Raw genomic sequence first — 26,876 nt, forward strand, 5'->3', positions numbered from 1 at the left:
AGGACTTTAGACATGGGAAAACTAAGGATCACTATACCAGATGATATAGCTAAATTTGTAGAAGCAGAAAACTGTGATGACTTTGACGTAGATAAATACTTTGTCACACAGACTCAGATAGATATCATAAAGGACATTGAAAGAAACGGAGAGTTATGTAAAGAACTTGCTGTATACGGTGTTCAGTACGTTAATACAACGCTTCTTTACGGTCCCACCGGAACCGGCAAAACTACGTTTGCCCGCTTTGTTGCCCACAGTCTTGATAAAGACTTTGCATATGTGAACTTCTCAAGCCTTATGGATGGCGGTTTTGGAAACACAGAAAGAAATCTTAGTAAAGTCTTTAGATACATGACAGCTCAGGACTGCATCTTCATGATAGATGAAATAGACTGTATCGCTACAAGCAGAACAGCATCAACTAATGACACCTTAAAGAGCATAACCATTGCGCTCATGCAGGAACTTGATTACTGTAAGGCTCACAGCCCAAAAGCCATTATCCTTGCAGCAACTAACGTGGTTGATAACTTAGATCCTGCGCTTCTTTCAAGATTTTCAATCAAGAAAGAGATACCGCTTCTTAATAACGAAGAAAAGCTCGGATTCGTATGCAAGTACATGAACAGCCTCTCAGTTCCATATGACCTGGATCAGGTACGTGAGTATATAGCAAGAAATTCACGAGTTACTCAAAGAGTCATGGAGCAGGATATAATAAGAGCCCTCATCGCCTGGATAGACAGGGCAAAGGAGGGTTTTGTAACACTCCAGAGTTACCAAAATTACTAATATATGCACATAGAAATACCCTTAAGCCTTACATGAAAGCTTAAGGGCATTTATTTTGTGGAGAGACGATGAAGAAATGGACAACATCGTCAATGTGTAGAAGCTGTTTTATTTCCCATATTCAGCTAGAATGCATTCTGTAATGATACTAGGAAATACAAAGATCGGTTTATCAACGAATCTGTATATCTCCATTATCTCGGTATAACTGATAAGAACATCAATGCCGTCATGTGCAAACAATATCTTTCCATCTTCAAAGATGGTTTTTATCATTGCATCCTGCATGAGCTCATCAGCAATTCTGACAGTGCATCTTTGCCCCCCGCTAAACCAGTTTTCAAGGTCGATACTAAACTGCATTCTTTCCCTGATTGCTGAAATCCTTGAGTCCATATGGCCTTTAAGATCCAGGCAATCTCCCCTAGAGATGAGAATGTCGTTTAAATTACATAAGTATTCACCATGTTCGGTTTCGAGTAGGAGCCTGCCATCGTCAAAGATGGTCTTTAGAGTGATCTCACCATCGTAGATGGTGTCGGCAACAAGGTTTACCTTATCACCTTCTTTGTACCAATATTCCCCGTCAAAAGAAAACTCATTTCTTCCCCTAACTGCAAAGAAGTTAGCGGAATTCCCCAAAGCTAGTTCCATACAAATGTCCTCTCAAAATGAATTTTCGACAATAATAAATATACCATATACTCAAAAGTATGATTCGGACGCTTATTCCCGCATGTTTAGAGGGCTTTGCCCTATTGTTCGCACCTGTTTTAGACCTGTATTTGACCTACTTTTGACCGAGTTCCCCCTTATTTTCCCCCTAGAATTTACGAATAAAAAAACACTCTGGCTTCCATAATAGTAACCAGAGTGCATCAATCATTTAAACCTGCCACCAAAAAGGGTAACAAACTGCATGTCTATATCCCATAACCTCGACAGTTCAATCTCTTCTGTGGATCCGTCCACGAATTCAAGCTCCATCGTTCCAATGCTTTCATATTTGCATTTTTCAAGATCACCAGTGATAGCTTTGTTTGGTACATAGTCCCATTCAGCCAAAGAGGGTATTTCCTTTGCATGATAGTCCATGAATGCATCTACATATCTTTCTATGATCTTGCCGTTAAGAACTGGCCTTCTGATTATCTTCCCTACAACGTGATTTATCCTAAAATCCACGTAGTGGCTTATTACTTCCTTCTCATTCCAGTTTTCTTTTTCATATTCGTTAAGAGAATTTGCCGCATAATCAGTATAGCTCTGCATCTGTCTTGCAACATACTTTGGAGAATAAACAAACCACTTGATCGTTGTGTTATATAGAATAATGAGTATTACAAAACACACACAAACAACGCTTACTATCTGGAAAACATTCCTATGATTGTCATAGAGCCACATATAAATGCTTCCTATAAGGAAAAGCACCGGTGGTACAAAGACCATGAAGCGCCATATAAACACATATACAAGAGCACCCGCGATACTATCAATTCCTCCAGAAGGAGCAAACTTTATAGCCACAGTCTGCATCAGGACAGTACCAATAACAAACCATAGAATAGCAATAATTATCAGTGTTTTCATCTTTCTAGTCTTCATGTCATTCCTTATCAGTATTTATTTTCATAAAAATAGGAGAGTGTTACCTCTCCTAGATCTTAATTTCCATAGCCGAGCAGTAGATCAAATCTGCCTTCTTCTTTTTGGATCTTTTCCATCATTCCAGGCCAGTCATCGATACATTCAAGACATCTCTGGAAGAAATAGATACCAAAGAGCATTACGGCTTCTTCTTTTCTATAAGAAAACTTATGTGAATCTAGTTCTAGTTTTAAATACACCTGAAGATTAGTAACGTCTTCTTGTGTAAAATACAATTCTCTTAAGATATCGTAGTAAAGCTTTCCAAGATCTACTTCATCATCTGTTGGATCACTAAGCTTAAATAGCTTTATATTCTCAAGCGTATCATAAAGAATATCTTCAGTCTTTTCATCTGTCAGGATCTGCATCAAAAGCCTGTTGATAACGTTCTGATGAATTGGTTCCTTCCCTAAAAAATTCCTGTAAACGAATGGAATAACTTTTTCAATTGAGTCTTTCCCCATGACTCCGAAATTGAACATATCCCTGTTTTTAAGGTACTTCTTGTGACATTTAAGAATACTTTCGATATTCTTGTATGTCTTCCTGTCGTAGTTTACATTGAACATTCCTCCATAAAGCTCAATGCACTTCTTTGCCCTCGTTTCCTTCATAACCCCACCTGCTGCTTTATTTATTTGCCATGATATCAAGCTAAAAAAATATGACAATTATTTAACATATTATAGCATAAACTAAAATTAATTACAGAGTTTTCATGAATAAATATGCCTATTTTATTAGCCTTATATCTAGCATTAATTATCTTGTCATAATTAGTACATATGCGGAGTAAACATTGTTGCATATTTCATAAAAAAGATGTAACAATCTAGTTGACAAGTAATATCTTTCGTTATATTATAATATTGTTTTTAAGTTATAAGTTTATATTGTTGCAGGTAGAAGTCGAATCATTTTACTGGTCCGGCTTATTTTTATGCCTATGGCAAGCAACTACATGTATCTTATAACGATACATGAGAAGAGAGCAGCTTACTTGTAAGTCTGTTCTTTTTTTGTGTAGAAAGCACACCTTAAATCAGCGCCTTTGGCGCAAGCAACCATGTAAAAGGAGGAAAAACACATGGAAATCACAACTTTTAATCAGTTCAAGGAAAACTTATCAAAGGATGTTCAAAAAGCTCTCGGCTCAGGGTTCGAACTAGAACTCAGAACGGTAGAGAAGATGAACGACACGTATGATGCTCTTACAGTAAAGCCTGTAGACAGCGTCATCGGTGTTAACCTTAATGTCACAACTCTTTATGATGACTATAAAGAGGGCAAAACCTACGACATGATCGTGGATAATGCCGCAAATATTGCCAAGGAAGCTCTGGAGCAGAGTCCAGAATTTGATATTGAGTCCTATAAGGATTACAACGTCATGAAAGACAAACTGGCAATCGAGGTTGTTTCCAGAGATAAGAACGCATCTCTTTTAGAGACAGTTCCACACAAGATAATTGAGGATTTGGCCATTGTTTACCGCTTCATCATCTCTGATGACGTTAAGCAGGGTACAGCAACAATTCTTGTTACCAATGCTCTGCTTGAATACTACGGTATCACAGTTGACCAGCTTCATGCTGATGCCCAGGCAAATGCTCCCGTGATAAGACCTCTTGTGATCCAGGGCATGAGCGAAGTCCTCGCAAAGCAGATGGGCGAGGAAAGTCTTGAAGTGATGGGACTGAACATTCCTCCAGAGCAGGAGCAGATGTTTGTCGCTACTGTAGAAGGAAGCGTACATGGTGCAGGAGTTCTTGCTTATCAGGAATTCATGGACAAAGCATCCGAAAGAGTAGGTGGAGATTTCTTCATCCTGCCAAGCAGCATCCATGAACTTCTCATCATTCCTGATGATGGCAAATTTGACCTTGCATCCCTTGAACAGATGGTAAGAGAAGTGAATGCCACAACGGTCGATCCTTCCGACCAGCTTACTGACAACGTATATCACTACGATTCAAAGAACAAGATCTTTGAACTTGGTGAGAAGTACATTGAACGTAAGAACGCGTTATCTGAGGATATCGCATAAACAAATTAAAGAAGCGTTCGGTTATTCATCAACTACGATGGGTAACTGAACGATTTTTTATTGTTATTAGTTGTTTACCGTGAACAACACGGATCTATTTACTTCTTCAAGGACAGCCTTAAACATCAAGATTATCCCTTCGGCATCTTCTATATCAAAGTAGGAGACCATTGATATGCACTCCGGTTCTTCATATATATTGATGTCCTTATGGAATCTTTCCGCTAATTCTTCTCCAACTTTCCTTAGCTGCGTAACGGAAGACTTATTAAGGAACTGGATGACAAGCTCAGCTTCATCCGGCTCTTCATCGTGGATGTTAAAGCTTATTGTTATCTCCCTGCCGGATCTACTCTTTAATGTAGAAGCGCAGGCATACATTTTCTGTTCTTCAAACCTAAAGCGCTCAAATCCATGCGTCAATATGAAATCGTCACTATATAGCTTTCTGTAGAAGTTTTCTATACGATCTATCTTATTCATTATATTCCTTTATATTTTGTATTATTAAAACTAAATGTTATACTATATTAAGCATAACTCATTTAAATACAATTTTACAACATGTAAAGCAAAGTTGCAGGCTAGTGGCTATCCTGATCTTTGGAAAGGGCGTAAAAATGGGAAAAGACAGATACATATCAAAAGAAGAGTATAAAGAATATGAAAAGTACAAGAATGCCAAAAAGCAGGGAAGACTCCTTAACCCGGAAGGATTATTGTTCCTTGCAGAATCAGCAGATTATGATCCTATAAGGCTTGGCCAGATAATGCTCAGCAGTGTGGAGAGATTCAAAGCTGCGGATCCTTATCTAAAGAGCCTTTCTGAAGACAAGCTGATATTTAAGCCACTTCCAGTTAAGGATGAGGAAGAGGAATCATTTCTTCCCTTTATTGAATACACAAAATAAAATGAATAAGTATTATCACCATCTATATTTACTATGGGAAATTATACAATATATTGTCAGTGAAAAATAAGAGCCTCTATTTTACCCCAAATGATATATAATAAAATCTTCCACTATCGTATACTACAATCATCGAGGGGATATCTATTACAAAGGAGGTACTTGTTATGACAAAAAGAAATGTTGGATGGGTACTGGTTGTTATTGGATTATTCATGCTATTCAAAATGGTGAGAGTTTCATCATTTGGTTTCTATCGTATCGGTAGAATCAGCACCTCTGCAATTGTTTTGGTTCTTCTAATCCTTTCAGCAATTGCAGTTGTTGTAAATAAAAACAGATTTACCGTTGGATGCCTTGTATTGTCACTGTGCCTGTTGGTAGCAGCACTGGTACTTGGTACAGAACTTTACTTTGCATATGCATCACTCACAGACATACTTCTTGTTTTTGTTCCTGTAATTGTAGGAACTGGCCTTATCATCAAGAGTGCTTTTGAGAAGAATCGGAAAGAAAGAGCTTAACCAGAAGGTGAAGAAGGGGTGATAATGTATGAGTTCTGCAAAATACATGCTTAAAGTAGCTCTAATTGCATTATCTATTATGATGATTCCTGTAGGAGCCTTTGCACTGTTCAATGGATCACTTGAAATGATGCCCACACCAGAGCAAATAGAAAAAACTAGGATTGCAGCAGTACTCTTTCTAGTAGTAGGAACTCTATCCGCGGCAATCGGCTTTAAAATAAGGCCTAAAAAGTGCTAAAGAGAAATGCTTATCTAGCCATTTTCGCTGTGTAAACTCGGTGAAAATGGCTTTTTAATTCAACAAATATGTGCCTTAAGGTGTATTATAGACAGATACGAATGAACTAGAAATACCTGAAAAGGAATAACTATATGAATAAAAAATATCTCCTGGGGACAATAACCCTAGCTGCAGCTATATTCGCTTTTCTGTGGTACAGAGATGTCCTTTTTGATACTACTTTTATATTTGGATTGATTCCGTATCCAGTGCTTTTTATCGCTTATATTGTATTTGCCATCATAGGAATAAAAGAGTTACTTAAAGGAAACCATCAATTCGTAGCAGGTCTCATAATTCTTCTAGCAACGTTTTTTGTAGTAAGATTTTTCCATTTAGAGATGCAAAGGTTGCTTGGGATTATAGATTTCATTCCGACAAACGTCTTGAAGTCGTAGAGATGATTGCAGACGGTAGAATAGAGTCTGAGCGTGCACTTACAGATCTGCCATCAGGTTATAAAACACTTTCAAGTGATGGAACAGTGTATGTCTTTGAAAACGACAAAGACGGAATACAGGTTGGCTTTTGGGTATTCAGGGAAATGCTATCCGGATCCATGGAAGTTGTATACTCAAGTGGTGGAGAAGACCTGATTTGGAAGAATGAAACAGGTCATCCAATACGAAGCATCAAGCCTTTAGATGAATACTGGTATTACGTTGTGACAGATTATTAAAAAGGAGTTTTTAAATATATGGAGTTGGATATCAGAAAAGCAGTGTTTATTGTACCTTTTGGTTATGAGGTAAATGAAGAATTGACAAAACCGGATTACTGTCTTCATGGAGGGCCTGCAGAAGCAGCATTACTTAATAGCGATGGCATGTTCGTAGTTCGCGATCTTCCGGTAGATAAGTTCCACACAACACAGGATCAGTCTGCTGTTGCAGGAAAGATAATGCATTATCAGACAATCATGAGCCCTGATGGAAAGCGTTACTTCCCACTATTTGATTCTTACAATGCAGCTACACGCATTTACGGCGAAAATGTACGATTCACTATGGTATGCTATGAAACTGCCAGAAAGATGGCAATTAGTGAGAACCTCGAGGGTATAGTTCTTTGCCCAGGCACAGTTAACCAGATAATACCAAAGGAAGCATTTGCCTAAGCAGAACAGTAAAAAGGCACACCTTAAGGACTTTGAGGTGTGCCTTTAACAATCATGTCATTTCGCTTTTACAGGAATAAGTTTAAAATCTCCCGTTCCAAAGAACAGAGAATTCCTTATCATTCCGATTCTGAAAAGATTCAATATGTAGAACATCATGCACATGACAGTAAGGATTCCAAATGTCCTAATGAGTTCCTCAACAGTCGGTGGATAGCCGCGCCTTCGAAAGTAATTTCCTACATATTCTGCAATTTCTGATTCAAGTTTCCCCATGATCATACCTCCCTTTTATCTGAGCATGGCCTGTAAGTCATGCTTTATTTTTGTAACCTGTTTTATAGCCTGTTCACAATCTCTTTTGGCTTTTCCAATCTGTGACTGCACGATGACATCCATAAGGAAACCATCGCAGAAAAGGTCACCAAAAGTAAGAAGCCCATTGATATGAATGGAAGAGTATCCGTTAACATCCCGGAGCTCTTTTGAGAATCTTTCAAGGGCTTTCTTGGCTGCATTGATCTCAGCTTCTGCGTCACCCATCTTAGCATGCTTAATGAGACCACTTATGAATCCGCCACCAAAGGTATCTAAAAGTCCCCATCCGCTTGCGCTGGAAAGGCTTTTCTTTGCTCTGTAGAGGTGCTCAAGTGCAACGTCTGCTGCTTCTATTGCTTCCTGTATTTCTCTTTTATCAATAGTATACATAGTGTTTCCTCCATTTGGGGTGAATGTATCCTACTACAATTATCATGTTAAACCCTAAAACAGAATTAAAAAATCTCTTCCTCAGTAAAATATATACGTCTATCTTGCATATGTTGCTATTCAACCTCGTTGGACTGCATAGTATACTTCTTTTTCGTAATGATTTATTAAACAGCAAAAGCTGCAAAGGAGAGTGAAAATTATTTAATAATGACTGATTCTTATGAATTGGCAAGAACAAAGAAAATCGTTACTGTAGGCAAAGTATTATCAACACTGGTGATAGTAGCGCAGTTCCTTATAATTGTGCTATATCACTTCGATATCTGGACATCTCAAAAGAAGATGCTATTGGCGCTGGGATTACTTCCATGGGTCAGATACATATACGCGCTGATTTTTTCTAAAATAACCTGTTGGGATGAATGTAATGAAAAAGACAAAGATTACAAAGTAAGATCTACAGCCCTATGGAAGGAAACACACATTGAATTCTTTAATGGATTTGCTTTTTTTCAGGACATTATTCTGTTGTATGACATGATCGCATTATTCATGGTTGCACAGACATACAAAGGATTCAGCAAAATAATTATACTATGGGTGGCAATTTTCTTAATAATGATGCTCATTGGCTTTTTCAGAATTGAGGGAAAAGACAAAAAGAATCAGATGATATACTATGGCTTTATCATGGCTATATTCATAGGACTTACCGTGAATACAACTTGCTATTATCTGAGCGCACCTGCAAGACATGAAGATTGTACTTTTGTCTCAAAATCAACTACACACTCTACAAAGGGTGGAACACATTATTATGTGACAGTAAGACTTCAGGATGGTACAGAATATGAGAGCATGGTAGGTAAAACCTTATACCAGAAAGCAGAAGAAACAGAGCTTGTAGCGTGCCACAGAGAAGGCCCTTTGGGTATCGAATACCTGAGAGTACATGGATCCTGATTACATCAGCCATCATATATACATTGTATTGACATTATCTTTATATGTGTTATCATCTAATTAGGAAAGGAAGTGATAATATGGCACAAACATTAGTAAATTTTCGTATGGATGAAGATCTAAAAAAAGATATGGAAGAAACCTGTCGCGATCTTGGTTTAAATATGACTACGGCTTTTACTATTTTTGCCAAGAAGATGACAAGGGAAAAACGAATTCCTTTTGATGTATCGGTTGATCCTTTCTATTCAGAAGAGAACATGAATTATTTAAAACGTGTTATCTCAGATATTGAATCTGGTAAAGCTCAACTACAAAAACATGACCTTATAGAGGAGTAATTAAATGGGATTACAATGGCATGATGAAGCCTGGGAAGACTATTTATATTGGCAGACTCAGGATAAAAAGACACTTAAAAGAGTAAACAATCTCATTAAAGATGCGCAAAGAACTCCGTTTGAAGGAATAGGAAAACCAGAACCATTGAAAAATGAGCTTTCCGGTTGGTGGAGCAGAAGAATAGACGATTGTAACCGGCTCGTATATAAAGAACAGAACGGTGACATTATAATCGCATCCTGCAGAGGACACTATGAGGACTGAGAAATCGGTCCTCTTTTTATGCTTTGAGCTTTAAATCATGATGAATGATTCTGTTTCGACAGAATTTTTAACCCAAAAACGATATGCCTTGTTACATCCTTTCTTACACTGATATAATAAAGACTTCCATAATAAGAAAGGATTCGGTATAAATTGATGAAAAGGCAGGGATTTTTATGGAAAATGCATTATGCAGTGTGATTTCTCTGATATTTTAAAGAATTTAACTAATGCAACCTGACCATAAAAAAGCATGCCAGACTAGCATGCTTTTTTACGAGAGGGGGACTTGAACCATTTGTTCTCCCGTAAACAAGCATAAATACAGGGCCTGCGGCTTCATCATCAAAAAGATTAATCAAAGATTAATCAAATGAAGAAAATATAGAAGTGAAAAAAGAACGTCAAATGACATAGCTTCTTTTGGGTAAAAATAATGAATTTCAGCTGAACCTAATGGTATCATTAGTAAGAGAAAGTTTGAGGTTTATAGCATGGCATATAGTAATGAACAAAAACAGGCATTCCGGCAGGCAAGGCAGCTGTTTAGGCATATTCAAAATATACAAAGGAATATTGATAAGCCAAGTGGACAGATTGCATGGGCTGAGCTTCATTTCAATGGCAATGTTCCAAAAGTAAAAAACAGGCCTCATTTTTCTGATTTTGATCTTCCAGACAATGTTGAAGAACTTATGGAGGCTGAGAAAAAGGAAAAAATGGAGAAACTACAGCATAATAACAACATTAAGAAAATGGTTATAGTTGTTTTTGTTTCTGCTTTTCCTATATTTTTGTTTGTTTCTCTCTATCAGTCAGAGGGAATAGAAACGGCATGGATGTCTATATTTGGGATTCCGCTTTCCTATTTTGCATTTTGCTTTTTATACGCTTTGGTTCGTAAAGACCCAGATAAAGTCATTACTCAATATGATGAGAATTATAAGAAATATGAAGATGCTTTATTGGCCTATGAATATTGGCAGAATATAAATAGTGTGGCTTTTTGGGATAGCTTGGATGGTCATGCTTTTGAAAGAAAAGTTGCTGATCTATACAGAAAATATGGGTATGATGCCGCGGTTAGTAAAGAAGGTGGCGATGGTGGAATCGATATAGTCCTTACTAAGGGCGAAGAGAGAATTGCTGTACAGTGTAAAGCTCATAAAAAGGCTGTTGCACCTGCAGTAGCAAGAGACTTGTATGGGACCATGACCTCTGGTGGTTTCAAAAAAGGGATGATTGTTTCAAAAAATGGTTTTACCAAAGGTGTATATGAGTTCATAAAAGATAAAGATATTACATTGGTAGATATGGATGGCTTAATTAAAATGGTAAATAGCTTATAAATCGTATTTGGTATTGTTGTTCGAAAAACATGATGGAAGAGAAGGGCTTACTTTATGAATATCAAATATACAGAAGAAGAGATGATGCATTTTATTGAAATGGATTTTGACAGATATGAGGTGGAGAAGTGCCTAAGGACAAGAAAACTGACAAATCGCTGATTCTATTTGGATAGTATTGAATGAGCAATGTAATCATAACTTAAAAGTTATGAGACAAATTTAAAACCTGCATAGAATATGCATTTGAGCAGGCTCAAAATATGGTATCATTATTAATGCCATATTTAGGGCCTGTTTTGTTATTTGTGTAGGACAACAATATAATATATGAATAGGCAAGAGTCAGCACGAGAACTAAACTAAATCAAACAAGGTATGGTTATGACATAGATAATCATGCAATTTAAGCGGCGATTGGATGGAAAACATTGGAACCAATAGAAGACAAGGTTGGTTATCTTTGTAAAATGATACAGCAAGGAGCCAAGACAGCAAGTCATATCAACAGTAGAAGAAATAGTAACTACAACAATTTTATGCAGCATACGGATTATAATTTTGACGAGTTGGAGGCACATTTGTTGGACAATTAAAGGGCTAACATGGACTTAGAAGAGTTAAAGGCATTTTGTAGTAAATATAAAAGATTATATGAGAATAAAAAAAGTACTGAGGACGATCTTGATAAAGACTTTGCTGATGTTTGTTTTTCACTGAAAATTGAAATGGACTGTGGACATTCATTAGAAAAACTGACTGGTGGAGGATTAATACTTCAAGACAATGATCTTTTAAAGAACAAGATAGACTATATCAGTGATATAGATATTTTAGCAAGTGGTATTTTTTCAAAATATAGGTATATAACCCATTGGAGCTACGGACAGCAGCTTAGTGATGAAAAAAATAGGCAATGGTTCAGAATGGCCTTTAATAGGTTATTAGAATTAATAGACATGAAATTACAAAAAGAGGGTTCAAAAGTGGAAGATAATGTAAAGATTTGGGGAATACATTGCTTAAATGATCAGATGTTAATCAATGACAATGTGATTGCTATTGGATGGTCACGAATGGGGGATCTAAAAAAGCTCGGCGATACAAGAGAAGCTTTCAAAAATAAATATGAAGAAGTTTTTCCTGGAAAATCAAAAGGAAGTACTGCTAATTGTGCAGGGCAGTTGTATAGATTCGTTTATGAAGCTAGCATAGGAGATTACGTAGTTCTGCCTACCAAGCAGGATAGAATGATAAACATTGGTCAGATAGAAAGTGATTACTATTTTGAAGAGAACGTTGACCAGGAACCATATGATTACGCTCAGAGAAGAAAAGTAAAATGGATAAAGCATATTCCGAGACTTAGTTTTTCTCAGGGAGCATTATATGAAGCTGGGTCAGCGTTGTCATTCTTCCAAATTAAGAATTATGCGGATGAGTATTTGGCAGTATTAACAGGAAAGGCTATTCCGAAAACACCAGATTTACCTGATGATACAATTAGTGCAACGGCTGAGGACATCAAAGATAATACAAGAGATTTCATACTTAAGGAATTGAGTAAGAATCTCAAGGGATATGACTTAGAGATTTTTGTTGCTGATTTGCTTAGGGCAATGGGATATAGGACGCAGGTTTCTCCGCATGGTGGTGACAGTGGAATAGATATTACTGCTTACAAGGATGAATTACCGCCAAGAATTGTTGTGCAGGTTAAGAGTACAGATTCGGATATTAAAGAAAATACACTTCAATCGCTAAAAGGAGCAATGTCTTCTGGTGACTATGGAGCATTTGTAACATTGTCTAATTTTACGGCTAATGCTACGGCTTTTCTAAAAAATCACCCTGAAATAAAGGGGATTGATGGCCCGCAGTTGGTTGTGCTTATTTTAGATTATTATGAGAAGTTGAGTAAGAAATCTCAAAAGATAATACCATTAGAAAAAGTGTATATCCCCATTTCACTTGATGAAAATGAATAAATAGAAAAAGGAGCTTATCATGGCAGAAAGTAAAGATTTATTAGCAGTATTATGGAGTGGAGCAGACGTACTCAGAGGAAAGATGGATGCAAATGAGTATAAGACCTATTTGTTAGGGCTTGTATTTTTTAAGTATCTTTCAGATTCATATCTTGCAAAAGTATATGATCTCTTAAACGATGAAGAGCCTGAAAACCTCGATGACGCGCAGAAAGCCTATGAAGAAGCTATGAAGTCTGATGATAGTGAAGCTCTTCTTGAAGAGTTAAAGGATTCACTTCACTATACTTTAGATCCAGATCTTACATATACAAGCATTTTAAATGCGGCAAAAAATAACAACTTTAACAGAGAAAAGCTCCAGTCTGCATTTAACAGGATTCAAGAATCAGATGAGCTCTTCAACAGCTTGTTTGCAGATGTGGACCTTTATTCTAACAGGCTTGGTACAGGTGATACCAAGCAGTCCGCGACTATCGCAGACGTTATCAAGGTGTTAGAAGACGCTGATCTTATCCATGCCAAGGGCGATGTTCTTGGAAATGCGTATGAATACCTGATTGGACAGTTTGCTTCTGAGACAGGAAAGAAGGCTGGAGAGTTCTATACACCACATGGTCCTGCTCAGATTCTTTGCAGAATAGCTATGCTCGGCCAGGAGGAAAAGAAGGGGCTTCAGGTATATGACCCTTGTATGGGTTCCGGATCTCTTATGTTGAGCTGCATGCACTACTCAAAAGAGCCGGATTATATCAAGTATTATGGTCAGGAGCTTATGCCTTCAACCTATAATCTTGCAAGAATGAATATGTTCCTTCATGGTGTTCTTCCAGAGAATCAGCACCTTAGAAACGGCGATACCCTTGATGCTGACTGGCCTACAGATGAAGAAACAGAGTTTGATGTAGTTACAATGAACCCTCCCTATTCTGCCAATTGGAGTGCAGCTGAGGGCTTTAAGCAAGACGAGAGATTCATGGACTACGGCGGAGTACTGGCTCCAAAGTCAAAGGCAGATTATGCCTTCCTTTTGCATGGCTTCTATCACCTAAAGCCCAATGGAACAATGGCGATTGTCCTTCCACATGGAGTCCTCTTCAGAGGAGCTTCTGAAGGAGCTATAAGAGAAATCCTGCTGAAGAACGGATCAATCTATGCAGTAATTGGACTTCCTTCAAACATGTTCTACAACACATCAATTCCTACATGTATCATCGTCCTCAAAAAACATAGAGAAGGAAGAGATGTTCTCTTTATTGATGCCTCACAGCACTTTGAAAAAGAAAAGAAACAGAACGTGATGAAAGAAGAACATATTGATCACGTTCTTGAACTATACAAAAATAGACAATCAGTCGAGAAAGAGGCATATCTTGCATCCTTCGAGGATATCGAAAAGAACGACTTCAACCTTAATATTCCAAGATACGTTGATACGAGCGAAGAAGAGGAGCAGATTGATCTCAAAGCACTTTCTTCTGAGTTAAAGAATACAAATAAAGAGATAAAGGAAGCCAATACTAGTCTTCTGGGAATGATGAATGAGCTCGTATTTTCTTCTGATGACATTAAAGCTGCCATGACAGAACTTATTGATGTAATCAAGGAGGACTGATAATGGCTGGAAAACCAAATATAAGGTTTAGTGGATATACTGACGCTTGGGAACAGCGTAAGTTTGGAAATTTTACAGAATTGAAGTCAGCATCTCGCGTTCACAAAGATGAATGGACATCTGAAGGGGTGCCATTTTATAGATCAAGTGATGTAATGTCTGCTATTAACGGAACCCAAAATGAGAAGGCTTTTATTTCTGAAGAACTATATGAAAAGCTTTCATCTGTATCAGGTAAATTAGAGAAGGGAGATGTCCTTGTTACTGGTGGCGGTTCTGTTGGAAATCCTTATATTGTGCCTGATAATAAGCCTTTATACACTAAAGATGCTGATTTGTTGTGGATAAAAAATCAGGGAAGATTTGATGCATATTTTATATATGAGTTTTTCTTTTCGCCGACTTTCAGAAAGTATTTGGAGAGTATTTCACATGTTGGAACTATAGCTCATTATACGATTACTCAGCTCACAGAAACTCCTGTATCGTTACCTTCATTAGAGGAACAGAAAAAAGTTGGAGACTATTTCAGGAGTATCGACAATCTTATCACCCTTCATCAGCGTAAGTGCGACGAAACAAAAGAATTAAAAAAATATATGCTTCAAAAAATGTTTCCGAAAAATGGAGAAACAAAACCAGAAATTAGATTTGCTGGATTTACTGGCGATTGGGAACAGCGTAAGTTTTCTGATGTGGTAGAAATTGGCAGTGGAATGGATTATAAGCATCTTGGTGAGGGCGATATTCCCGTCTATGGTACCGGCGGATATATGCTGAGTGTTGATGCTGCGTTATCCGAAGAAAAGGATGCTATTGGAATTGGTCGAAAAGGAACTATTGATAAACCTTATATTCTGAGAGCTCCGTTTTGGACTGTCGATACGCTATTTTACTGCATTCCCAAGGATGGATATGATTTAGATTTTACCAGTTGCCTTTTTCAAAATATTGATTGGAAGAAAAAGGATGAATCTACAGGGGTACCAAGTCTCTCGAAAGTGATTATAAACAATGTTGAGACGGCGGCTCCTTCGTATGAGGAACAGAGAAAAATCGGTGATTACTTTAAAGGAATCGATAACCTTATCACCCTTCATCAGCGTAAATGCGACGAAACAAAAGAATTAAAGAAATACATGCTCCAAAACATGTTTCCACAAAATTGATTTGTATAGGATTAAATAAGAATGACAAATAGACCTAACATAAGATTTGGTAAATTTAATGACGATTGGGAACAGCGTAAGTTAATTGAAATCTCGGATATAGTTACTGGAACAACGCCTCCAACCAAAGACAAAGACAACTATGGAGGGGATAGATTGTTCGTTAGTCCAGCTGATATTCAGGGGAACAGATATGTAGATGAGACTATTACAACCCTAACTGAAAAAGGCTATGCTCTCGGCAGAGAGTTAAGAGCTGGAACAACTCTTTTTGTAAGTATCGGTTCAACCATCGGTAAAGTGGCTCAAATAAAGGAATCTGCAACAACAAATCAACAAATAAATGCGGTAATTCCAAATGTTGAAATGGATGATAATTTTGTGTTTACAATGTTGGAGAATGAAGCTGAAAAGATAAAGAAATTAGCAGCTACTCAAGCAGTACCAATAATAAACAAAACCACATTTGGTGAAACTGAAATACAGTTTCCTAAAAAAGAAGAACAGACGAGAATTGGAGAGTATTTTTCAAATCTTGACAGCCTTATCACCCTTCATCAGCGTAAGTGCGACGAAACAAAAGAATTAAAAAAATATATGCTACAAAAAATGTTTCCTAAAAATGGTGAGCGAGTTCCGGAAATTAGATTTGCAGGATTTACTGACGATTGGGAACAGCGTAAGTTAGGAGAGCTCGCGGAAATCGGGGATATTGATCATAGAATGCCACCTACCGTAGAGGATGGTATTCCATATCTAATGACAGGGGATTTTTGCGGCATAAATGAACTGAACTTTGAGGGAGTGAAGCATGTGTCTCAAGAGGATTATGAACAGTTATCACGAAAGATAAAACCAGAAAAGGGGGATATTATATTCGCCCGATACGCTTCAGTTGGTGCAGTCAGATATGTTGATTTTACTAGAGATTTTCTGATTTCATATTCTTGTGCAATTATTAAGCAAAGTAAAAAAATAAACTCAAAATATTTATACCATTATCTTACAGGAGATCCTGCGCAAAAACAAATCAAACTTGAGATAAACTCAAGCTCACAGGCTAACATTGGCATTGACTCAATGAAAAATTCTATCACAGTGTTATTGCCATCTGCTGATGAGCAAACAAAAATATCAGAGTTTTTGAGTGGCCTCGACAACCTTATCACTCTTCATCAGCGTAAGAGTGATGAACTCAAAGAATTAAAAAAGTATATGTTAAAAAATTTGTTTCCAAATAATAAATGAGGAGAGCAAATGGACAATATTGAAGACAAAATGAATCGAATAGACCAAATGTCAGGAAGTGAATTCGAAACATTTTGTGTTAACTTGCTATCAAGTATTGGATTTGAGAATGTTGAGCAAACAAAAGGAAGTGGTGATCATGGAGTCGATATATTGGCTCATAAATATGGTTACAAGTACGTGATACAGTGTAAAAGATATTCCGATTCAGTTGGAAATAGGGCAATTCAAGAAATATACAGCGGTAAAGATATTTATCATGCTGATAGAGCATTGGTAGTTACGAATAGTTCATTTACAACTCAGGCGATGAGCGATGCAATTAGTTTGAATGTTGAATTGTGGAATAGAGATACTATCAAGCAAATAATAATTAAGAATGATATATCAAATAATTGCAGAGAAACTTTGCGCGGGAATAACAATACTACTAAGGATGCTAAAAACTTGGAAAGTATCACGTTACTTACTGGCAGAGAGGCAAGATATACAAATAGGTTCTATGGTATATGTGCAAGGTGGCTTCTACATGAAGGATATCAAGACATTCAAATCATAAAAAGTGGTGAAGATTATGGTGTAGATATTACTGCACAGAAGGATGGTATCAGATATGCTATCCAGTGCATTAACAGAAATCATGAAGAAGCAGATTCATTTAGACAATTAAGCGAACGAGCAAGCTATTATGGATGCGAAAGACTAATGGCAATATCAGATTTTACATTTGGAACAGTCTTTCAATCTAGAGCTGCGGAGTTTGGAATTGAATTAAAGACAATTAAAAGATAATAAGCACGTTAGTCGGAGAAGGCAATTATGGCAGAATTAGAATCAGTATTAGAAAAAAGACTTATAGACCAGTTGTGTTGCGATGAATCTCAGTGGACATACCGCCCTGATCTGAATACGGAAGAAAAGCTCTGGGCGAACTTTAAAAAGATCCTGGAATATAACAACAAGGCAAAACTAAACGATACACCTTTATCCGACTCCGAATTTGCCAAGATAAAGAACGATGTTTCCCATGCTTCTTTTTATGATGCTGCCAAATGGCTTGTTGGTGAGAGCGGCAAGGTCTATGTTCACGTACAGAGAGGCAATGAACAGCTCCATCTGGTTGTGCTTAATAATGAGCATATTGCTGGTGGTACAAGTGTCTATGAAGTAATAAACCAGTATCAGTCATTTAAACAGGAAGATATCGAAGGAGACAGAGATAGAAGATTTGACGTGTCACTCCTTATTAATGGTATTCCTCTGATCCATATTGAGCTTAAGAACAAAGAGCATTCGTATATGGAAGGCTACAGACAGATTAAGAAGTATATCGCTGAAGGTAAGTTCCATGGCCTGTTTTCCAATGTTCAGATGTTTGTTGTAAGTAATGCGGTTGATACAAAGTATTTTGCTGCAGCAAGAGATACTGAGCTTAACCACAAGTTCCTTTCGGGGTGGCTTAATCATGAAAACCGCGCAGTTTCTGACTATATTGAATTTACAAAGCAGGTGCTTAGGATCCCTGAAGCGCATGAAATGGTCTCAAAGTATGTGGTCCTTGATAATGATAAGAAAAAGCTCCTTATCTTAAGGCCATACCAGATTCACGCTATAGAATCCATGAGGGAAGCCTCAAAGCGTGGCATATCCGGTTTCATTTGGCATACAACCGGATCCGGAAAGACCATGACCTCATATAAGGCAACAAGAAATCTTCTGATGGATATCCCATCAATTGAAAAGACTATATTCCTTATCGACAGAAAGGACCTTGATATGCAGACAAAAGGTGCCTTTCAGTCATATGCAGAAAATGACACGATTGACGTTGATGATACAGAGAATGTGACACATCTGATCAAACGCCTTACAGATGGCCATCGTCAGATGATCGTAACCACAAGGCAGAAGCTTCAGATCGTGGTTAACAAAAGGCTAAAAGAAGGTACTCCCCAGTACAACAAGATAAAGGCATTAAAAGTTGCCTTTGTTGTTGATGAGTGTCATAGGGCAGTGACTCCGTCCACCAAAAGAGAACTGGAAAAATTCTTTAACAACTCATTGTGGTACGGATTTACCGGCACTCCTATATTTGATGAAAACAAATATGAACTTAAAGGAGATCTTCCACAGACCACTGAACAGCTTTATGGAAAATGCCTTCACAGCTATACAATCAAAGAAGCAATCCATGATGAAGCAGTGCTTGGCTTTATGACCGAGCATTTAGGCCCTCAAGGACTTCCAACAGAAGATGCTGCCAAGTATTACTCTTCTGAGGGACATAGGCGAGCAGTACTTGATACTATCTTAAATAAATCCTATGTAAAATTTGGCATGGATAAAGGCAGGGGACTTACATATGAAGCCATGCTTACTGTGCCTTCAATAGCTATTGCGCAGGATTACTATGATCTTCTCATACGTGTAAAGAACGGAGAAGATGAGCTAAAAATAAGCGAAGATATTAAGAAAGCTCTCCCGGATTTCCCTAAGTTTGCCATAACATACTCTGTTACAGAGAATGAGGAAGGCTCTCAGGTTAACCAGGAGAAGATGAAAAAATCTCTTAAAGACTACAACGAAATGTTTAATACCAAATATGAGATTGAGAACATTGGTGCTTATAACGGGAACTTAAATGACAGACTTGCAAGAAAAGAAAAGAAATACCTTGATAGAACTCAGCAGCTGGATCTTGTCATCGTTGTAGATAGACTTTTGACCGGTTTTGATGCTCCATGCCTTTCAACACTTTTCATGGATAGACCGCCATTAAGCCCGCAGGGACTTATCCAGGCATTCTCAAGAACTAACAGGTTATTTGATAAAACGAAGAAATTTGGTCAAATTGTGACCTTCCAGTATCCAGAGGATTATAAGACGGCCATAAATGATGCACTTGTACTTTATTCAAGAGGTGGGGAAGGGAAACCAGTATCCGAAGACTACGACACTATTAGAGAGCTGTTCGTGCTTGCAGTTAAGGCACTACGCACATTAGTGCCACTACCTTCAGATGTTTCTTCTTTATCTAAAAAGGAAAAAAAGAGATTCATTCATCTGTTCAGGGATGTGGATTATAGTCTTTCTCATCTTAAAGCCTTCTCGACGTATGATCCAACCATCCTGACAATTGTTGGATTCACTCAGAAAGACTATGAAGATTACTACGGACAGTATAAGAATGTACTAGACTGGCTTAAGGATCAAGATGATGATAATAAAGATGATAACTCCGACAGCCCAGAACAGCCAGTAAGGGACGACTATGATCTGATTGCATTCAGTAAACTCCGTATAGACTTTGAATATATAGTTGAACTCCTCCAGGGATTCGTCGATTCACTAGACCAGTCAGATAACGACTTTGAAAGCATCGACTTTGACAGAAAACTTGGGTATATACGAGAAATGGCAAAAGAATTTTCTGAGACAAACCCTCAGCTCGGTGCTATTGTATGGCAAGTACTTGATGAAATCGAAAAGGACAGAAATAAATTCATTGGCAAAGATGTCTCTGTAATATTTAATCAAATCAGGTATGCAACAGTCGATAAAGAGGTCCAGCATTTCGCGGACAAATGGTTTATAGACTTTGAAGATGTGCGTTATGAAGCATATAACTACAAAGATGGCGTTATGGCTAACGAAAGTAAATTTAAAGAAAAAGCCAATTATACCGCTTATAAGGAATCAACTCCTGAAGCAATGCCTAAATTCAAATTCTATTCAGCAATGATAAGCGAGTTTAAGAATGAGCTGATGCCTGAAATTGAAGCATTGTTATAGCAGCATATTAAGATAAAAAGGAAAATGGTAATGGTTACACAAGACGTTGCAAGAGCTACCCTAAAAGAAAAGCTCGCCAGTAACCTGGTTATTCTGGATGAATTTGAAAATCCCAATCAATGGTGTTTTGGCTTGGTTTTGTAAACGATAATGATGAGATCGTACCTCTCATGGGCAATAGCGTTATAAGAGTCAGTAAATCAACCGGGGAAATTGACAATTAAGTAAAGACCTCATTGCTAGACGAATCTTTGCAATGAGATAATCAAAGAAAAATTGATTTTTCAGGAAACCCAGATAATTACTGGGTTTCTTTTTTTGCCCATTTTTACGAATTAGGTATATCTTCAAGGAAAAGTCATACCATAGTCATACTTAAAAGCAGACATTTGAGAATTGATTTTTTATTCTTAATTATAATTTTATACATCCGATATTAGAGTGTAATAATCGTTTTATATAATATTACTTATCAAAATAGCGTAATAAATTTCAAAGGAGAAAACGATGAAATACATTAGTAGAGTGTTGATAATATGTGTTTTGACGATGTTCCTTTATGGGTGTGGTGAAAAGAAAGATATAGAAGGTTTTAAATATGTGTCATTAAATGAAATAGTTTCTTCAACTTCTGCTGAGTATTCTTACAATAATAAAAAGATTTATGTAGAAGGTTCGCTTTCTGGATTTGACATTATTACAGTTGAAGATATTCAGTATGTTGCTGCCAAAATCAAGGAAGGTGATAATAACTGGATTATTAGTCTTGGTCAGTTTGGAACTTGCAGTGACGAAAATTTATCACAGTATGTCGGCGAGAAGGTCAGATGTTTTGGAAAGTTTATCGGTAAAACTGATGATGGATATTTGATTGAACTTAATCAAGATGATAAATATATGATTCAGAAAGGTAGCAAAACTATTTGTGATAGCCAGTCTTTGAAACCATCAATAAAATATATTGATGAATATTATGATAACAACGCACCTGATGTGAATTTAGAAAGTTATGACAGTAAGGTTGTGGGTGTTTATAGATGTGATGGTATGGTTGATGATAATAGTGGAGAAAGTATTACGCTTTATCAGGAAGATGGTGATTATTATTCAAAATCTACTGTTGAGTTTAAAAATGGTGATAGTTGTGTAATACCAATAAGCGATATCAGTAAATTCAAAAACGGTGATGGCATCAGGATTTATTTTGTTATAGATAAGAACAAACAGCAAAATATTATTTACTATCGTAAAATTCCTTTATTCTGGGACGATGATCTTACAGCGGTAAAAGAAAAGAATGATAAAATTGAAAACGCATCATCCAGTCAGGTTTTTGAGAAAGAATATCCTTGGGGTGAGGACGGTAGTATAAAATATTATGTGTTATACAACGAAATAGAAAATAAATATCAGTATCGAATTGATGTGCTTGCAAAAGATATGGATGGATTAACTGCTGCTGCAACGTGGTATATACTAAGATTTTCTGAAACAGATAGAGAACACAGCTTAACTATAAAAGTAAAAGGACGTAAAGAAAGCGTAATGCTTGTGGATGCAGGAACTGTAAAAAATTTGCTTTGGACAGATTCGGCAGGTAATGTATTAACGGAACAGCCTAATTGGTTTAATCTATCAGAACCGTCAGAAGGTTCTGCGCTTGCAATAGGTGATGTAATAGATATAGATTCAAAATTTGAAGAAGATTACGGCTATGATTTCAAATAAGCAAAAGGCGCTGAGTTTTTCAGCGCCTTTACTATATTTAATTAAAAGATATGCTGATTGTATAGTCAATAAAAAGGAGCAACCGCTCTGATTGCTCCCCTTGTAAATCTAAATCATAGAAGATCCTATTTACAGAAAAATTTCAAACTCTCTTTTTGAATATCATCAGGATGCACCGCAATTGTAAAGGCGTTGCATCTCAGTCAGTGATTATAGTTTTCGTGTCTTTTATCTTTAAAGCAGATTTCAAACTTGTAGCATAATAATCAAACTGTGTACTATCAGAAGCATCAATTTGATATTTTAAATGATCAGGCTGATTTTTCCATGCGAAACAGTATCCGGATTCCCATGAATCCGCACCGTCATAGTAAGTAACTATTAGCACCGAATTAAGGTCTCCAGATTTAATATATCCTTTTGTGCATGTTATATCACCATTTCCATCCATGAAATCATATACTGCTCCTTCATCAAAATCGATGATTATATATAAATCATAGTTTTTTCCGTTTCTCCTATACGCATATACTCCTGAGTTTCCGTTTTTATATGTAGATTTATCATTGGTGGTGTAGAATAAACCTTTATCATCTGAAGACTTTTCAGCAGATGAATTATTAGTGGATGTTGTTTTGTCTTCAGATTTCGGTTTGTTATCGGAACTGCTAGTGCTTGTACTAGTTACATTAGAAGTTACTGTTAATGTTATTTTTCCGTTGGCATTTACAGGGCTTCCTGCTTCAATGCTCTGCTTTATTACTTTCCATTTGCTGTTATCCCAGATTATAGAACCATCATCAGCAATGGCTTCTACACTAGAAAAGCCCTTATCTGTCATTGTTTTAAAGGCTACATCTAGATTCTTGGAAATTAGATCAGGCATTTCAATATTTCCAGTATAAATAAAAGATAGCTTTATAAATTCATCTTCATAGCTGGCTTGCTTAACAATCCATTTCTGCTGCTCTACGCTACTCATGTTAGAAACCTTATTGTCCATATATGCATTTTGCAGATAGTCTACAAATCGAATTGTGTTATTCATTTCCTCAGAACGATTTATAGCGTCAGGAATTGTTAGTTTGAGGTAATATTTGGAAAGGTAATCAGTTTTCTTCATGCAGCTTAATGTTATTGGCGTATTTTTGTCTTTTACCTCACCTGCATTAACAGATTGAGAAATAACTACCCAATTACTTCTACTCCATATTTCTCCACTAGGTTCTTCGGACAGATTAATAAAGCCAATAGATCCGAGTGTGCTCAATGCTTTATCAAGAGGCATTCCAGTAACATTTACAATTTCGAAAGAAGTGTTATCTATAGTATCTTTTACAATGAAATCGTTAAGCTCAATATCATTGTTGTTTGAATGCAGTCTTCCAATGAGAGTAGAGTCTGTTGATATATTGAGATTCTTAGATGATTTAACGTCATGGTTTGTGTTTTTGTAGAAAATGACTTCATGATTACCTTCTTTTACCTTGGTGAGATAGGTAAAACTTTTACCATGAGGAATAGTATCTATCATGTTTCCATCTAGATATACATCAATATCGTATGTGGCCAGAAAAAGATTCTGATCAAATGAAAGATCAAAATATAGCTGGTGGAATACTTTTTTGCAGGTAAGTTCGATCCTTGCAGCCTTATCGATGAGGTCTCCTGGCTTGATGTTTTGTGATTCTATTTCCCAATCAGATGTATCTAAAATATTAGAGTCATTATTTGAATTGTAAATAATATTAACAAAGTGTAGTGAATCTAATTTGTTAAGCGCATCTATGAGAGAAAGTCCAACCACATCAGGGTACGAAATAGCGGAATCTGCTATAGTGTCCTTGATTTCAATTGGGCTTATAATTAAGTCTTCCTGATAGTCGATTGAAAAACAAATGCTAGATTCCTTTGTTAAATCAAAAGAATATTCGTTTCCAGATAGTTGATTATCATCATAAAAGAATGATAGGGAGTGTGTGCCTTCTTCGACATCAGATAATTCTGTATAATACTCTGATGTTGTAAATGAATGGTATTCATTCCCATCTAAAAAGATCTTTATATCATGTTCGGAGTAAATATCTTCCGGAATATTTACAGAAACATCAAAATAAAGCTTATGAGTAGGTATAGCAGTTGCTTCTACAACACTTTCCTCAGCTATAGTATTTTCCTCAGAGGCACCTTCTGACGTGATGTTATTTTCTGGTACGCTAGCGCATGCGCAAATTGTAATCGAAATAAGATATACAAAAAGAAGTGATTTTACTCTTTTTATCAATTTAGAAGTCATAATAATCAATCCTTTCTTAGCATAAATCTTAATACGCAAACCACACTTTTATTCTATATGATATTTAGTTATGCCATTATTAAAAAACCATAAATTAAGCTATGTTATAACATTTCTTTGATATAATCAAAAAGAGGTGAAAACTATGGAAATGACAACAAATAAATGCCCAAATTGCGGTGCTGTACTGCATTTTGAAGGAAATGGTGATACTTGTTTTTGCTCGCATTGCGGAACTCAAGTATTTAGAGATAGTAATAACAAAACTATAACGATAAGAACAATAGACGATGCAAGAATACGTGAAGCCGAGCTAAAAGATCGTCAGCAAAAGAGAGCTATAATATTTTCTTTGATAGCAATTACTATCATGATAGCGATATTGATTCTTATGTTCATGTTTACAAAAATAGCATGGAATGAACTTTTGAAGCTTTCTGGTTTGGAAATTATCTTTACAGAGGTTTTCAGTAGTAGCGGCCTTTAATGTAGTTGTATGTAAATAAAGCGTGTAAGTTAAGTATACACTTACTTACACACTTTATTTTTAATAGTCATTAAAGGGAACTTTGGAGAGTTCATCTATTCCGTCTGGTATGAACATAAAACCAGTGTCGTTTGTGCAAGTCATAAATCAAAGTAATCACTGTCAATTTTTTTTATTGTTACTGCTCTTTCGTCAGATACTCCGATATTATATTCAATCATAAGCTCAGTTAGTTTTTTTCCATCAATCAGTAAAATTTCTCATACTTCATCCTCCAAAACCTTCAATTCTTGAACTTTCATCTTGGCCTTAGCATCCTCTTTTACGTAGTACTGGGCTGTAATCTCGATTCCGCTGTGATTCATTACGGTAGAAGTAGCAGAGATATCCTTCCATTTCCTGTAGTATCTGGTCCCAAAGGTTGCTCTAAGGGTGTGAGGATGTACATTATTGTCGGTTCCGAGCGCCTTATCAGCGTATTCTTTTACCATGAGTTCAATAGCTCTTGGAGTCATTCTGCGATGGAGAGAGCTTAAGAAGAGGGCATCATAGTTCTCTTCATTTGCTCCGATTTGGTCTCTTGCGATATTAATGTAATCAAGAAGGATTCCCATAACTTCATCTGAAAGATATACTTCATCCGTAGTTTCTTTAGAATCTCCGTCACCTTTCCTATATACGTTAATGTAACTTAGCTGGTAGGAGATATTAGCGCAGTTTATGGCACACAACTCTGATACACGAAGTCCTGTGCCAAGGATCATGTAAACAATGGCCTTGTCTCTTAGCGCCAAATATGGCCTTAATTTATCTTTTTTAGTCTGTTCGTCTTTAGGTGCTGTCTCAAGATATTCCCTGGCTTCGTCATACTTTTTATCAATCTCAGCTAAAAAGAGCCTACATTGCTCATCCTCTAAAATGGCGATATCACCGCGTTTTTTGTTTTTTACTGTAGGAAGTTCCGCCTTTTCTGTTGGATTGCATGCAATATAATCCCTGACATAAAGAAAATGATATAAGGATCTGATGGCCATCATTTTTCTTTTCTTGGAGGCATTTGTGTTGGTCTTTATTTTTTCGGTTTCATCTTTTTTATCAAATTTGTAATTTGAAAGCCAATCCATATACTGATCCCAGTCAAAACCATTGAGTTTTTCAAGGATATCCGTTGTAACATCTTTAGGTGCCTTAACCATTGGATTTACGCTAACAAGATATCTGAAGAAATTGGTGATATCGGTCAGATATTCCACGCGGGTCTTTATTGAATTCTTTTTCCTGGCATACAACTCATAGTCGCTACAATACTGAGGTAGTTCTGCCAAAAGGTCATGTATTTTCCTATTGTATTGTTCAGCCATTTTGTCTCTATATTCGATAGTCTTGTAGTTAATCATCATGATGAAGATACCTCTTGATAAAAGAAAAATATAGTTTGTTTGATTATATTATACCATAAACTTTCGTTTAACATAAGTTAGGCGAAGTATCTTGCGTCAAAACTAAAACCACTTGACCTCATATTCTAATTCAGTCTTGCAATCCTTATCCTTTTCTAACCACACTTATGCTGCTTTTTCATAATCCATTTCCC

Annotated in this window: 28 protein-coding genes; 20 read left to right on the forward strand and 8 right to left on the reverse strand. The window is 36.6% G+C overall.

The window, feature by feature from the left end:
* The first annotated feature begins 12 nt into the window (after positions 1–12).
* The gene (locus tag BPR_RS18785) at positions 13–795 is read left to right on the forward strand and encodes an ATP-binding protein (RefSeq protein ID WP_013283093.1); all 783 of its coding nucleotides are present in this window, start codon (positions 13–15) and stop codon (positions 793–795) included.
* Positions 796–903: 108 nt separating this feature from the next.
* Here the strand turns inward: BPR_RS18785 and BPR_RS18790 are convergent, their stop codons facing one another.
* The 3 genes from BPR_RS18790 to BPR_RS18800 all read right to left on the reverse strand — a co-directional run bounded on the left by BPR_RS18790 (position 904) and on the right by BPR_RS18800 (position 3,062).
* Positions 904–1,449: a hypothetical protein gene (locus tag BPR_RS18790; RefSeq protein ID WP_013283094.1), complete on the reverse strand. Its 546-nt coding sequence runs from the start codon at positions 1,447–1,449 to the stop codon at positions 904–906.
* A 228-nt stretch (positions 1,450–1,677) separates the two neighbouring features.
* A complete protein-coding gene (locus BPR_RS18795; RefSeq protein WP_013283095.1) occupies positions 1,678–2,403 on the reverse strand; it encodes a hypothetical protein in 726 nt (241 codons plus the stop codon).
* Positions 2,404–2,462: 59 nt separating this feature from the next.
* Complete coding sequence (locus tag BPR_RS18800; protein ID WP_013283096.1) at positions 2,463–3,062, reverse strand: hypothetical protein; 600 nt, start codon at positions 3,060–3,062, stop codon at positions 2,463–2,465.
* A gap of 473 nt (positions 3,063–3,535) precedes the next feature.
* On the opposite strand from BPR_RS18800, the gene BPR_RS18805 reads away from it, so the two are divergent.
* Positions 3,536–4,495, forward strand: coding sequence for a DUF5688 family protein (locus BPR_RS18805; RefSeq protein ID WP_013283097.1), 960 nt, complete (start codon positions 3,536–3,538; stop codon positions 4,493–4,495).
* A gap of 66 nt (positions 4,496–4,561) precedes the next feature.
* Here BPR_RS18805 and BPR_RS18810 read toward each other — a convergent pair whose 3' ends face one another.
* On the reverse strand, positions 4,562–4,978 hold the full coding sequence (locus BPR_RS18810; RefSeq protein ID WP_013283098.1) for a hypothetical protein: 417 nt from the start codon (positions 4,976–4,978) through the stop codon (positions 4,562–4,564).
* A gap of 137 nt (positions 4,979–5,115) precedes the next feature.
* On the opposite strand from BPR_RS18810, the gene BPR_RS18815 reads away from it, so the two are divergent.
* The 6 genes from BPR_RS18815 (at position 5,116) to BPR_RS18840 (ending at position 7,330) form a co-directional block, all read left to right on the forward strand.
* Positions 5,116–5,406, forward strand: coding sequence for a hypothetical protein (locus BPR_RS18815; protein ID WP_013283099.1), 291 nt, complete (start codon positions 5,116–5,118; stop codon positions 5,404–5,406).
* 167 nt (positions 5,407–5,573) lie between these two features.
* Positions 5,574–5,930, forward strand: a complete 357-nt coding sequence (locus BPR_RS18820; protein ID WP_013283100.1) for a hypothetical protein — start codon at positions 5,574–5,576, stop codon at positions 5,928–5,930.
* A 28-nt stretch (positions 5,931–5,958) separates the two neighbouring features.
* A complete protein-coding gene (locus tag BPR_RS18825; RefSeq protein ID WP_042258751.1) occupies positions 5,959–6,171 on the forward strand; it encodes a hypothetical protein in 213 nt (70 codons plus the stop codon).
* Positions 6,172–6,305: 134 nt separating this feature from the next.
* Positions 6,306–6,611: a hypothetical protein gene (locus BPR_RS18830; RefSeq protein WP_013283101.1), complete on the forward strand. Its 306-nt coding sequence runs from the start codon at positions 6,306–6,308 to the stop codon at positions 6,609–6,611.
* A gap of 2 nt (positions 6,612–6,613) precedes the next feature.
* Positions 6,614–6,892 carry a hypothetical protein gene (locus tag BPR_RS18835; protein WP_013283102.1) on the forward strand — a complete coding sequence of 93 codons (279 nt, stop codon included), beginning with the start codon at positions 6,614–6,616 and terminating at the stop codon, positions 6,890–6,892.
* A gap of 18 nt (positions 6,893–6,910) precedes the next feature.
* Positions 6,911–7,330, forward strand: a complete 420-nt coding sequence (locus BPR_RS18840; RefSeq protein WP_013283103.1) for an SseB family protein — start codon at positions 6,911–6,913, stop codon at positions 7,328–7,330.
* Between the two features lie 57 nt (positions 7,331–7,387).
* Here the strand turns inward: BPR_RS18840 and BPR_RS18845 are convergent, their stop codons facing one another.
* Together BPR_RS18845 and BPR_RS18850 are read right to left on the reverse strand one after the other, a co-directional pair.
* Entirely contained in the window at positions 7,388–7,606 is a 219-nt protein-coding gene (locus BPR_RS18845) for a hypothetical protein (RefSeq protein WP_013283104.1), read from the reverse strand.
* A gap of 15 nt (positions 7,607–7,621) precedes the next feature.
* Positions 7,622–8,038 (reverse strand): hypothetical protein, encoded by a 417-nt coding sequence (locus BPR_RS18850; protein WP_013283105.1) that lies wholly within the window; start codon positions 8,036–8,038, stop codon positions 7,622–7,624.
* 210 nt (positions 8,039–8,248) lie between these two features.
* Here BPR_RS18850 and BPR_RS18855 point away from each other — a divergent pair, with 210 nt between their 5' ends.
* From BPR_RS18855 to BPR_RS18905, 11 genes are all read left to right on the forward strand, one after another.
* Positions 8,249–9,004 carry a hypothetical protein gene (locus tag BPR_RS18855; protein WP_013283106.1) on the forward strand — a complete coding sequence of 252 codons (756 nt, stop codon included), beginning with the start codon at positions 8,249–8,251 and terminating at the stop codon, positions 9,002–9,004.
* A gap of 80 nt (positions 9,005–9,084) precedes the next feature.
* Positions 9,085–9,345 (forward strand): type II toxin-antitoxin system RelB/DinJ family antitoxin, encoded by a 261-nt coding sequence (locus BPR_RS18860; protein WP_042258756.1) that lies wholly within the window; start codon positions 9,085–9,087, stop codon positions 9,343–9,345.
* Between the two features lie 4 nt (positions 9,346–9,349).
* Entirely contained in the window at positions 9,350–9,610 is a 261-nt protein-coding gene (locus tag BPR_RS18865) for a Txe/YoeB family addiction module toxin (protein ID WP_013283108.1), read from the forward strand.
* A gap of 494 nt (positions 9,611–10,104) precedes the next feature.
* Positions 10,105–10,959 (forward strand): restriction endonuclease, encoded by an 855-nt coding sequence (locus BPR_RS18870; protein WP_013283109.1) that lies wholly within the window; start codon positions 10,105–10,107, stop codon positions 10,957–10,959.
* Between the two features lie 605 nt (positions 10,960–11,564).
* A complete protein-coding gene (locus tag BPR_RS18875) occupies positions 11,565–12,947 on the forward strand; it encodes a restriction endonuclease (protein WP_013283110.1) in 1,383 nt (460 codons plus the stop codon).
* Between the two features lie 19 nt (positions 12,948–12,966).
* Positions 12,967–14,562 carry a type I restriction-modification system subunit M gene (locus tag BPR_RS18880; protein ID WP_013283111.1) on the forward strand — a complete coding sequence of 532 codons (1,596 nt, stop codon included), beginning with the start codon at positions 12,967–12,969 and terminating at the stop codon, positions 14,560–14,562.
* A gap of 2 nt (positions 14,563–14,564) precedes the next feature.
* Positions 14,565–15,731, forward strand: coding sequence for a restriction endonuclease subunit S (locus BPR_RS18885; protein ID WP_013283112.1), 1,167 nt, complete (start codon positions 14,565–14,567; stop codon positions 15,729–15,731).
* A gap of 21 nt (positions 15,732–15,752) precedes the next feature.
* The gene (locus BPR_RS18890) at positions 15,753–16,979 is read left to right on the forward strand and encodes a restriction endonuclease subunit S (protein WP_013283113.1); all 1,227 of its coding nucleotides are present in this window, start codon (positions 15,753–15,755) and stop codon (positions 16,977–16,979) included.
* 9 nt (positions 16,980–16,988) lie between these two features.
* Complete coding sequence (locus tag BPR_RS20210) at positions 16,989–17,771, forward strand: restriction endonuclease (protein ID WP_013283114.1); 783 nt, start codon at positions 16,989–16,991, stop codon at positions 17,769–17,771.
* Between the two features lie 27 nt (positions 17,772–17,798).
* Positions 17,799–20,771: a type I restriction endonuclease subunit R, EcoR124 family gene (locus BPR_RS18900; RefSeq protein ID WP_013283115.1), complete on the forward strand. Its 2,973-nt coding sequence runs from the start codon at positions 17,799–17,801 to the stop codon at positions 20,769–20,771.
* A 507-nt stretch (positions 20,772–21,278) separates the two neighbouring features.
* Positions 21,279–22,499: a hypothetical protein gene (locus tag BPR_RS18905; RefSeq protein WP_013283116.1), complete on the forward strand. Its 1,221-nt coding sequence runs from the start codon at positions 21,279–21,281 to the stop codon at positions 22,497–22,499.
* A gap of 199 nt (positions 22,500–22,698) precedes the next feature.
* Here the strand turns inward: BPR_RS18905 and BPR_RS18910 are convergent, their stop codons facing one another.
* Complete coding sequence (locus BPR_RS18910) at positions 22,699–24,795, reverse strand: PASTA domain-containing protein (protein ID WP_013283117.1); 2,097 nt, start codon at positions 24,793–24,795, stop codon at positions 22,699–22,701.
* A gap of 145 nt (positions 24,796–24,940) precedes the next feature.
* Between BPR_RS18910 and BPR_RS18915 the strand changes: the two genes are divergently transcribed.
* Positions 24,941–25,282, forward strand: coding sequence for a hypothetical protein (locus BPR_RS18915; RefSeq protein WP_013283118.1), 342 nt, complete (start codon positions 24,941–24,943; stop codon positions 25,280–25,282).
* A gap of 260 nt (positions 25,283–25,542) precedes the next feature.
* On the opposite strand, the gene BPR_RS18920 is transcribed toward BPR_RS18915, so the two are convergent.
* Complete coding sequence (locus BPR_RS18920; RefSeq protein ID WP_013283119.1) at positions 25,543–26,682, reverse strand: tyrosine-type recombinase/integrase; 1,140 nt, start codon at positions 26,680–26,682, stop codon at positions 25,543–25,545.
* Positions 26,683–26,876 lie beyond the last annotated feature (194 nt).

The sequence above is a fragment of the Butyrivibrio proteoclasticus B316 genome (genome assembly GCF_000145035.1).
Taxonomy (GTDB): Bacteria; Bacillota; Clostridia; order Lachnospirales; family Lachnospiraceae; genus Butyrivibrio; species Butyrivibrio proteoclasticus.